Genomic DNA, 10312 nt, shown 5'->3' with positions numbered 1-10312 from the left:
TGCTTTGCCCATGATCCACCTCCAAAGAGAAGGAATCACAAATCTCACGCCAGGGGAATCCCCAGCGATTCACATTTCCAATCCGACGCTCTAACCTCCTTCGCACGCAAAGCTCTCATCGCCACAATGGCGCTCCTGGAGCTGCTGACGAAATCGGAAGAACCAACGATCGCCCGATCAAGCTTCCGCGTGGGCTCCAGGAACTCAGTCGACTCATCGAATCGCGAACGCATGTTCGTCCGTTTGAAAATCGACCGTGCAGGTGCCGCTCAATATCTCCCCGATCCTGACCGCCTCAGCACGGCGGGCAAGATCGAGGGCGGCTACCTGTATCATGGAGTGACGATGTCGAAGTCGGCGAAGGTCGTTAGAGCTGACCGCAGGCGTTCGACTGCGTCTTTGTCACCCGCGATTTTCAAGCCGCTTCTTGCCTCCAGTTCCGGCAACGGGGCACCGGAGAAAAGCTGCAATATGGTCATCCACGGCGCCTCGATGGTTGCGTTGGCCGCATCGCTGTTGCCTCCCATCTCACCTAACAGGACACGATTGGAGAGAGTGATCAGCGCACGCTCGCCCCTGTCGCTGACGACAAGGTTTAGGGCCAGGGGCGCATCCCCGATCTTGGCCGGATCCAATCGTGTTGGCAGAACATCCAGGTAAGCGGACGTGGGCATCGCCAGCATGGTGTCGGTAACCCTTGCCATAGCCGGTGTTTGAGGCTGCTTGGGCTCCCGAAGATCCTTCGTAGCGGAGAGGTAGAAATTGCGCCAGAGACCGCTCTCGCTCTGGTATCCCAATTGTTCGTAAACGTCCGCCAGCGCGGCGCGCGCCTCCAATGAAGACTGAGCAAAAACCAGCTTCTGCAGCACTTCGGCCGCCCAGCGGTAATCGCCGCTGGTCGCAGCGGCCTGGCCTGCGGCAAGCATCTTTTCCGGTCCACCCGCCAATTCCACATAGCGCTTTGCGGCCTCTACCGTTGGCAATGGATTGAGGTTGGCAGGAACCGCATCGAACCAACCAAGGTAGCGGTCGTAGACACCTTTCGCGTTATGGCTGACGGTGCCGTAGTAGCCGCGGTTGTACCACTCCTTCGCCAGGCTTTCAGGCAGTTGGAGTTCGTCACCGATCTCTGTTGGCGTCTTTCCCATATTCATCAGCCGGACGGTCTGATCGTGGATGAACTTGTAGGTATCACGCTGCTTGGTCAGGAATTCCTTGACCTCGGCCTGTCCAAATCTGGGCCAGCAGTGGCTCATCATCACCACGTCGGATCGGTCGGCATAGAGGCGCAGATCCTCATCCAGATAGCCGGCCCAGCGCAGGGCGTCTCGGGGCCGTGCGCCGCGCAGCGTCTGAATGTTGTGCAAACTGCAACTGGCGGTTTCCGCGATCAGCAAGGCTCGCTGCTTTGGCAGATAAAGGTTGAATTCGGAAGGCGCCTCGCTCTCGGGCACCATCTGGAACTCGATGTCCAGGCCGTCGATCCGCCGGGTCTCACCGGTCTTGGTCACACTGTCCGTGGGAGCCAGGAAAGTGCTGGCGCCCTCCAGGCGGCCGAGCGCCACGCCCCAGCCAACCAATCCCTTGGGACCGACTTCCAGGGGGGACCCGGCGTGGTACTGCGCACGGCGACCCATGGCGGGGCCGGCAATGACGGCTTCGGACACGAGTTCGCGCATGAACCCGTCGGGCGCGATGATCGCGATCTTGCCGCCCTTCACGTCCGCTTCTGTGACCACGCCCCGGACGCCGCCATAATGGTCGCCATGGGAATGTGTGTAGACCACCGCCCGCACCGGTCGGCGGCCCACCTTGGCATAGACCAGATCCATCGCTGCGCGGGCGTGTTCCGCGAACATCAGCGGGTCGATGACCAAATAACCTGTCGCGGTTTCGACGACGGTCATGTTCGCAGCGTCAAGACCGCGCACCTGATAGACCCCATCCGTCACCTTGAAGAGGCCGCTGCGCGCGGAGAGCTCGGTAGCGCGCAACAGGCTGGGATTGACGGTGTCGGGCTTAGTTTTGGTTACCCAATCATAAGCGGTCAGGTCGCGCAAAACGCGGCCGTTTGCATCCTTGACCGCCGGAATGGTCCCCATGAAGCCGCGCTTGCTGAAATCGAAGTCGCGCCGGTCCTCAGGATTGGGCGCTATCGGCTTTGCAAGCACCTCGCGCGTCTCGGCGCTAGCGGGCTTTTGAGCCAGAAGTGTCGGAGTTTCCGCATTGGCGCCGCTTCCTCCAAGCGCGATGACCATAGCAGCAATCGAAACCCGCATCGAAATGTTCATCTTTCTTTCCTTCAGGTCAGGATTTTGGTCTCAAGCGCCGGGCGCGCGTAGACCGGATCCGGCAGGCGCCAGCAACCGAGGCGAGCCCGGAGAGCGGGCTGATGGGGCAGGATATGCGGTGCGATCCACGATCATCACTAAGTCGAGTCATGGCCAAAAAAAGCACCTGAAAAGAAAAACGCTCTAAATACCGATTCGCATTTCAGGCCAATGGATAAATGGCTTTGGCACGATACGGAAGAGCCACAGGACGTCCGGCTCGTAGTCGCTGCGCAGCGGATCGAACATGCTCGCCTCGTCTCAGCGTCATCTGATCGAGGATCGAGCGAGGCCGATGGTCCTGGGGCGGCATCCACCGAGGGCAACAATCATCGGCGCGGCAATATAAGTCATGTGAATCCTGCTATCCGGCCGTGGATAGCAGACTGACGGCCTGTTCCCGGTTGACTGCGGCGGGAGGATCATTTTCTCTGTTGCTATCGCCGTCCCGCAGATAAAAGGAAGCGGAGGGTGGTCGGGTGATTTCCGTCGGTCCTGAACTAATAAATACCAACGTGAGGAGAGGAATATGGGATCGGGTTTTCTGTCTCGCAGGGACATGATCGTCGGCACAGCCGGACTGCCGCTGGCCGGCGTGGCCATGGCCGCTGAGGCGCCCAAGCGCGTTGCCGGCAGCCCAAGTCTGCGGAGCACGATCCATGGAACCGTTGCGCCCGGATATGAACCAGTCCGCGCCGCTTTCGAGGACAATTTCGCGTCAGGCAAAGAAATTGGCGCCCATTTCGCGGTTTTCCGAGACGGCGCGCCCCTGGTTGACCTGTGGGGCGGCAGCGCAGACGAAGCCGGGACGGTTCCGGTTACCGAAAATACGCTCTACACGCTCATGTCGACCACGAAGGGCCTGACCTCGATGTGCATCGCGATGCTGGTGGACAGGGGAAAGCTCGACTACGAAGCCCCCGTGGCGAAATACTGGCCGGAGTTCGCGGCAGAGGGCAAGGGAGCGGTGACCGTCGGGGAACTCATGTCGCACCAGGCCGGGCTCACGGGCCCCCGCGTTCCGGCTTCGGTTGAGGATTTTTACGAGCACAAGGCCCTTGCCGCCAGGCTCGCCGCGCAAGAGCCGTTTTTCCGGCCAGGCGTCTTCGGCTACCATTCGATGACCTTTGGCACGCTTGCAGATGAGCTGGTTCGGCGAACCGATGGCCGGACGGTCAGCCGTTTCTTCGCCGAGGAGGTGGCGTCGCCGCTTAAGATCGATGCCTTCATGGGTCTTCCAGCCAAGGAAGAGTATCGCGCCGCCACCATGGTGTCGGCAATGGATCCCAATAGTCTGGGTTTTGATTCCCCCAATCCGGCGGCATTGGCAGCATCGGCCATTAGAGGCTCAAGCCTCTGGGGACCAGATCAGGCGAAAGGACGCGCATATGGGAACCCTGCAGGGGGGGGCACGTCAAATGCTCGTAACCTCGCCAAGCTCTATGCCCATCTCGTCGGCCGCGACCAGCCGGGTGTGACGCCGCTCATCAGCAAGTCCGTGCTACAGCAAGCTACCCGCGCGCGCATAGCCGGCTTAAACCAAACCCATGGCGAGCTGGGCCGATACGCGGCAGGATTTCGTCTCGATCAAACGAGGTACGGATCAAACCCGGCATCCTTTGGTCATTGCGGGTTCGGGGGCAGCACCGCATTTGCCGATCCTGCGCGTCGCCTGGGCGTTTCCTATACGCCGAACAGAATGTTGAACCCCAATTGGTACGGTACCGATCCGCGGTTGGCCGCCCTGCTGAACGCACTCTTCACGGCGGAGAAAACGAAATAAGCGGGGCGAAAGGTCAGCGTGGGGCGGGTACGGGTCGAGGTGGTGTGGGACCGCGTTCACTTAGGCGGAACTGTGTCTGGTCCATTAGCCTCGATTTGGACACAGACGGCATGACGCCACTGCACACCAAGTCCCTGCCGCGATTCTTCACAACATGCGGACGGACCATCACGCCAGATCAGAATTTTGTCGTGACGCAAAGCATGATCTCACGACCGCGGCTGACGGGCGGCTGCAAGTCACCACGTGAGTTGACCGGCGTGAGGGGACGCGCGCACGCGGCCGCCCTCACAGTGCCGAAGCTACAATTACGAAGCATTGGTCGAAAAACTTGCCCGGCATCAGGCGCCTTTCCCCTGCTCAATCTTCACCAGCAGCGCGCCCTCATTCACCTGCTCCCCTTCCGCGCCGTTGAGTTCGGCAACGGTTCCGTCATATGGCGCCACCAGGCTGTGCTCCATCTTCATTGCTTCGAGCGTTAGAAGCTTCTGGCCCTTCGCCACCTTGTCTCCGGCAGCGACGGCAACGGCGATGATGCGGCCGGGCATGGGGGAACGGATGGTGCCGTCCGACGCCTCGCCGCTCCCTGCACCGCCGGCGCGCCACGGCAGCAGCTGCCAGCTCTGCCCGGCTTCAGCGACGATCACGCCGGTTGCGGTGTCGACGCGGTCGGATGGGGGCACCGCAGCTGCCACCGGTACGCCATCGCGCAGGAACCAGCCCTCCAGCCGCCGCTCGGCGTTGAGCCGGAAGCCGCCAAGTGGTCCGGGCGCGGCCAGCTTCGCCGCCGCTTCATTCAGCGCCCCGCGGGACGGTTCGGCAGCTGGCAGCAAGGCATCACCCTCGCGGCCGATAAGGCCGGTATCGAGTTGCGCTTGCGCAAAGGCTGGATGATGAAGCGCCTTCACCAGAAACCCGGCATTGGTCTTGACCGGCCAAATGACGGTCTGTTCCAGGGTATGCGCCAAGGACAGGCGGGCGGCGTCACGGTCGGGGGCCCACGCGATCAGCTTGGCGATCATTGGATCGTAAAAGGGAGATATTTGCCCCCCCTGCTCTACGCCGGTGTCAGTGCGGTAAGAAGAGCCGATATCGAAACGATCGAGCCTACCGATGGAAGGCAGAAAGCCCTTGGCCGGATCCTCGGCATAGAGTCTGGCTTCCATGGCCCAACCGTTGATCGAGAGTTCGTTCTGAGCCTTCGGCAACGGCTCGCCCGACGCCACGCGCAACTGCCATTCGACCAGGTCCTGCCCCGTGATCTCCTCCGTCACGGGATGCTCGACCTGAAGCCGCGTGTTCATCTCCATGAACCAGATGCGATCCGCGCGCAGCCCTTCCGATCCATCGGCGATGAACTCGATCGTCCCTGCCCCGACATAGTCGACTGCCTTTGCCGCACGCACCGCCGCCTGGCAGATGGCGTCCCGCGTCTCCTCATCCATGCCCGGAGCCGGCGCTTCCTCGATGACCTTCTGGTGCCGCCGCTGAAGCGAACAGTCGCGTTCGAACAAGTGGACGACATTGCCATGGCTGTCGCTGAACACCTGCACCTCGATGTGGCGCGGGTTCGTCACCCATTTCTCCAGCAATACCTGTTCATTGCCAAAGGAGGATGCCGCCTCCCGCTGGCAGGATAACAAAGCATCGGCAAAATCGGCCGCCGCGTCCACTTTGCGCATACCCTTGCCGCCACCACCGGCGACAGCCTTGATCAGCACGGGATAGCCGATTGCGTCCGCTTCGGACTTCAACCGCGCGGGCGTCTGGTCTTCGCCTAAATAGCCCGGCGTCGTCGGCACCCCAGCGTCCTGCATCAGCTTCTTGGCCGCGTCCTTCAGCCCCATGGCTGTGATTGAAGACGGGTTCGGCCCTACCCAGACCAGACCGGCATCGAGCACCGCTTGCGCAAACTCCGCATTTTCTGACAGAAAGCCATAGCCGGGATGGATCGCCTGCGCTCCGGTTGAGAGCGCCGCCGCGATGATTTTTTCGCCGACCAAATAGCTTTCGCGCACCGGCGCGGGACCGATATGCACTGCTTCATCGGCCTGCCGCACATGCAGCGCGTTGGCGTCGGCGTCGGAATAGACGGCGACCGTGCGGATACCGAGTTTGCGAGCCGTCCGAATGATGCGGCAGGCGATTTCGCCCCGATTGGCGATAAGGAGAGACTGGATCATCGCATCACATCCTGAACACGCCGAACGACGCGCGTTCGGGTACGGGGGCATTGAGCGTGGCGGCAAAGGCAAGGCCCAGCACGTCGCGCGTCTGCGCCGGATCGATGATGCCATCGTCCCACAACCGCGCGGTGGCATAATAGGGGTTGCCCTCATGCTCATATTTCTGCCGGATCGGCGTCTTGAACGCCTCAGCGTCCTCCGGCGTCCATTTGCCTGCATCGCGATGGACGGTCGCCAGCACCGAAGCCGCCTGCTCACCGCCCATCACCGAAATGCGGGCATTGGGCCAGGTGAACAGAAAGCGCGGCGCATAGGCCCGGCCGCACATGCCATAATTGCCTGCGCCAAAGCTGCCGCCGATCAAGACGGTAATTTTCGGCACGCTCGCCGTAGCCACCGCCGTCACCAGCTTGGCGCCGTTCTTGGCGATGCCTTCTGCTTCATATTTGCCGCCGACCATGAAGCCGGAGATGTTCTGGAGGAAGAGCAGCGGAATCCGGCGCTGGCATGCAAGCTCGATAAAATGCGCGCCCTTGACCGCGCTTTCGCTAAAGAGAACGCCGTTGTTGGCGAGGATCGCGACTGGCATGCCCCAGATATGCGCGAAACCGCACACCAATGTTGTGCCGTACAGCGCCTTGAACTCATGAAACTCGCTGGCGTCGACGATCCGGGCGATGACTTCACGCACGTCGTAGGGCGCCCGCACATCGTTCGGGATGATGCCATATAGCTCGTCGGGGTCGAATTTCGGCGGGCACGGATCGCGCAGGTTGAGGTCAGCGATCCGATCAGGCTCGAGCGTCGAGACGATGTCGCGCACGATGCTCAGCGCGTGTTCGTCATTTTCGGCCACGTGATCAACGACGCCCGACTTGCGCCCATGCAAGTCACCGCCGCCCAGATCTTCTGCGCTGATGATCTCGCCCGTCGCCGCCTGCACCAGCGGCGGGCCGGCAAGGAAGATCGTGCCCTGGTTGCGCACGATCACCGTTTCGTCCGACATGGCGGGCACATAAGCGCCGCCTGCCGTACAACTGCCCATGACGCAGGCGATCTGCGGGATACCCTGCGCCGACATTTGCGCCTGATTGTAGAAAATGCGCCCAAAATGCTCCTTGTCGGGGAATACTTCCGCCTGGTTGGGCAGGTTCGCGCCGCCACTATCGACTAGATAGATACACGGCAGTCGATTTTCGAGCGCAATCTCCTGCGCGCGCAGATGCTTCTTCACGGTCAAGGGGAAGTAAGTGCCGCCCTTTACCGTCGCATCATTGCACCCGATCATTACCTGCCGCCCGGACACTCGCCCGATGCCGGCAATGATTCCCGCCCCCGGCACCTCATCGCGGTAAAGGCCATTGGCGGCCAGTTGTCCGATCTCCAGAAAGGGACTGCCGGCATCAAGCAGCCGCTCCACTCGCTCGCGCGGCAACAGCTTGCCGCGTGCAACATGTTTGTCACGCGCATGATCTGTCCCGCCCCGCGCGGCGGCCGCGACACGCATCCGCAGTTCATCGCAGAGCGCGCGATTATGCGCCGCATTGGCGCGAAACGCCTCGCTATCAGCCGACAGCCTGGTGTCCAGTACGGGCGCGCTCATGCTCCAATCAGCTCCCGGCCGATCAGCATCCGGCGGATTTCGTTCGTGCCAGCCCCAATATCCAGCAGCTTGGCGTCACGCATATAGCGTTCGACCGGCCAGTCCTTCGTATAGCCCGCCCCGCCCAGCGCCTGCACTGCCTCGAGGCTGACTTTCATCGCATTCTCGCTCGCCAGCAGGATCGCGCCCGCGGCGTCGAAGCGGGTGGTCTTGCCCGCATCGCAGGCCTTCGCGACGGCGTAGACATAGGCGCGCGCCGAATTCAGGGCGACATACATGTCCGCGATTTTTGCCTGCATCAGCTGGAACGCGCCTATGGGCTTTCCGAACTGCTTGCGCTCACGGACATAAGGCAGCACCGTGTCCAGGCAGGCCTGCATGATGCCCAACTGGATGCCCGACAGCACCGTCCGCTCATAGTCGAGGCCCGACATCAGCACGCCAGCCCCGCCATTCAGCGGCCCCAGGATATTTTCTTCCGGGACCTCGCAATCATCGAACACCAATTCGGACGTCGGCGATCCGCGCATGCCCATCTTGTCGATCTTCTGCCCGATCGAAAAACCCTTCATGTCCTTCTCAATCAGAAAGGTCGTGATGCCCTTCGAACCTTCGCCCGTCTTGGCATAGACGACCAGAGTGTCGGCATAAGCCCCGTTGGTGATCCAGAATTTAGTGCCATTGAGGATGTAGCGGTCTCTTTTCTTCTCCGCTTTCAGCTTCATCGAAACGACGTCCGATCCCGCACCCGCCTCCGACATTGCGAGGCTGCCGACATGTTCGCCGGAAATCAGCTTGGGCAGATAGCGCGCCTTCTGCGCTGCATTGCCCCAACGGCGGATCTGATTGACGCACAGATTGGAATGCGCGCCATAGCTGAGCCCGATTGAGGCGGAGGCGCGGGCGACCTCCTCCTGCGCGACGACATGCTCCAGATAACCGAGCCCCAAGCCGCCATCTTCCTCCGGAACGGTAATGCCATGCAAACCCAGCTCGCCCATGGCTGGCCACAGTTCCTCGCGGGGGAACCAGTCCTTAGCATCGATTTCGACCGCAAGAGGAGCGATCCGGTCGGCTGCGAACCGCGCCGCGCTCTCGCGGATCATATCAGGGGCATCGCCCAGGGCAAAATCAAAATCCGGCGTCATGGCCTCTCCTCGCATTCTCTGCGGACAATGTAGCAGGCAGTGCGTTAACTGAAAAATTGACCCTACCCTAACCATAGAATAGATACGATCTATGATTGAACGTTATCTGATCCACTATTTTCTAGCAGTGGTCGACCATGGAAACTTCTCACGCGCGGCTCAGCACTGTGGGGTTTCCCAGCCAACACTCTCGGTCGGCATAGCAAAGTTGGAAGCTCAAATCGATCATGTGCTGTTTCATCGCACGAACCGACGTGTCGAACTGACGCTCGCTGGCAACAAGTTTGCGGCTTACGCCCGACGCATTGAGGCCGAGTTCGCCCGGGCCCAACAAGCGATGGCGGAAAATGATGCAAGCAAGCTTATCAGGCTTGGCGTCGTATCCAGTCTTCCGTCGAACTGGATCGAGAATGCAACACGGGAGGCCTGCCGCGTTGAAGGTGAGAAACTCGAACTGGTTGAAGGACGGATGAGAGAGCTGTTACCCAGGCTTGAGCGGGGCCGGATCGATGCCATCATTGGTGTGCTGGGCAATGATACCCGGGGAAGAGAGCCTTTGTTCGAGGAGGGATATGCGCTGGCGCTTCCCGACAGCCATGCCTTCGCACACCGAAAGATACTTGAGCCGGAAGAAGTCGGAGACGCGCAGATGATCGTTCGCCGAAACTGTGAGGCATTGCCGGCCGTCAGTCGCTTTTTCACTCAACGCGGCATCAGACCCTTTTTCGCTGCCCGCACGGTGAACGACGACCGCGCTATCGCGTTTGTGAGGGCAGGGCTTGGCATCACCGTTATGCCTCGCTGCTTTCTGCAGCCAGGAATTGCAATGCCCACATTATCGGGTTTTGACCAACGGCGCACAATCGGGATTTTGGCAGACCATGCCACTAGTGGGCGCGCAGACAGCAGTCAGAGTATCAAGCGCTTTTGTGCAACCCTCCGAATGAATGCGACTGCTTCATCCCCTTAACCGCCTGGTCGACGCGCACCCGGTGCGCAGCTGAGGCCACAGCGGGTGCGGTTCCCCGACACGAAGCTCTTAATCCGCGCTCTGCCAAGGATTGATGACAAGCGAAGAGTTCGCCAACCACGACGTAGGAATAGGTGTAGGCGCTGCCTGCCGCCGGGATCATTGTTGCCACCTCGGCGTAAGTGAGCGCAGCGCATACGCAAATCAGTCCGGCGACGGCGAAGGAAAGCAGCATAGGCAGGACGCGGCCGATTGTCATCACAATTGCGCCGTCATGTATTCCATTCTACTT

Annotated in this window: 7 protein-coding genes; 2 read left to right on the top strand and 5 right to left on the bottom strand. The window is 60.9% G+C overall.

Annotated features, from left to right (window positions below; genetic code table 11):
- Window positions 1-213 precede the first annotated feature (213 nt).
- Both HNQ99_RS16820 and HNQ99_RS15450 read right to left on the bottom strand, forming a co-directional pair.
- On the bottom strand, window positions 214-336 hold the full coding sequence (locus tag HNQ99_RS16820; protein WP_281376852.1) for a hypothetical protein: 123 nt from the start codon (window positions 334-336) through the stop codon (window positions 214-216).
- The gene (locus HNQ99_RS15450) at window positions 333-2291 is read right to left on the bottom strand and encodes an alkyl/aryl-sulfatase (RefSeq protein WP_184477291.1); all 1959 of its coding nucleotides are present in this window, start codon (window positions 2289-2291) and stop codon (window positions 333-335) included. Before HNQ99_RS15450 ends, HNQ99_RS16820 begins: the two co-directional genes overlap by 4 nt.
- 568 nt (window positions 2292-2859) lie before the next feature.
- Between HNQ99_RS15450 and HNQ99_RS15445 the strand changes: the two genes are divergently transcribed.
- Window positions 2860-4113, top strand: a complete 1254-nt coding sequence (locus HNQ99_RS15445) for a serine hydrolase domain-containing protein (RefSeq protein ID WP_184477289.1) — start codon at window positions 2860-2862, stop codon at window positions 4111-4113.
- 341 nt (window positions 4114-4454) lie between these two features.
- Here the strand turns inward: HNQ99_RS15445 and HNQ99_RS15440 are convergent, their stop codons facing one another.
- Genes HNQ99_RS15440 through HNQ99_RS15430 form a run of 3 tightly spaced genes read right to left on the bottom strand, consistent with a single transcriptional unit; the run spans window position 4455 to window position 9050 of the window.
- On the bottom strand, window positions 4455-6296 hold the full coding sequence (locus tag HNQ99_RS15440) for an acetyl/propionyl/methylcrotonyl-CoA carboxylase subunit alpha (RefSeq protein ID WP_184477287.1): 1842 nt from the start codon (window positions 6294-6296) through the stop codon (window positions 4455-4457).
- 4 nt (window positions 6297-6300) lie between these two features.
- Entirely contained in the window at window positions 6301-7902 is a 1602-nt protein-coding gene (locus HNQ99_RS15435) for a carboxyl transferase domain-containing protein (protein WP_184477285.1), read from the bottom strand.
- A complete protein-coding gene (locus HNQ99_RS15430; RefSeq protein ID WP_184477283.1) occupies window positions 7899-9050 on the bottom strand; it encodes an isovaleryl-CoA dehydrogenase in 1152 nt (383 codons plus the stop codon). The genes HNQ99_RS15435 and HNQ99_RS15430 overlap by 4 nt, the downstream gene beginning before the upstream one ends.
- Before the next feature lie 91 nt (window positions 9051-9141).
- Here HNQ99_RS15430 and HNQ99_RS15425 point away from each other — a divergent pair, with 91 nt between their 5' ends.
- Entirely contained in the window at window positions 9142-10020 is an 879-nt protein-coding gene (locus HNQ99_RS15425; RefSeq protein ID WP_184477281.1) for a LysR family transcriptional regulator, read from the top strand.
- The last annotated feature ends 292 nt before the right edge of the window (window positions 10021-10312 follow it).

The organism is Rhizorhapis suberifaciens, assembly GCF_014200045.1.
Taxonomy (GTDB): domain Bacteria; phylum Pseudomonadota; class Alphaproteobacteria; order Sphingomonadales; family Sphingomonadaceae; genus Rhizorhapis; species Rhizorhapis suberifaciens.
Note: the sequence above shows the minus strand (reverse complement) of the source record. Positions and strands in the feature narration are given on the sequence as shown.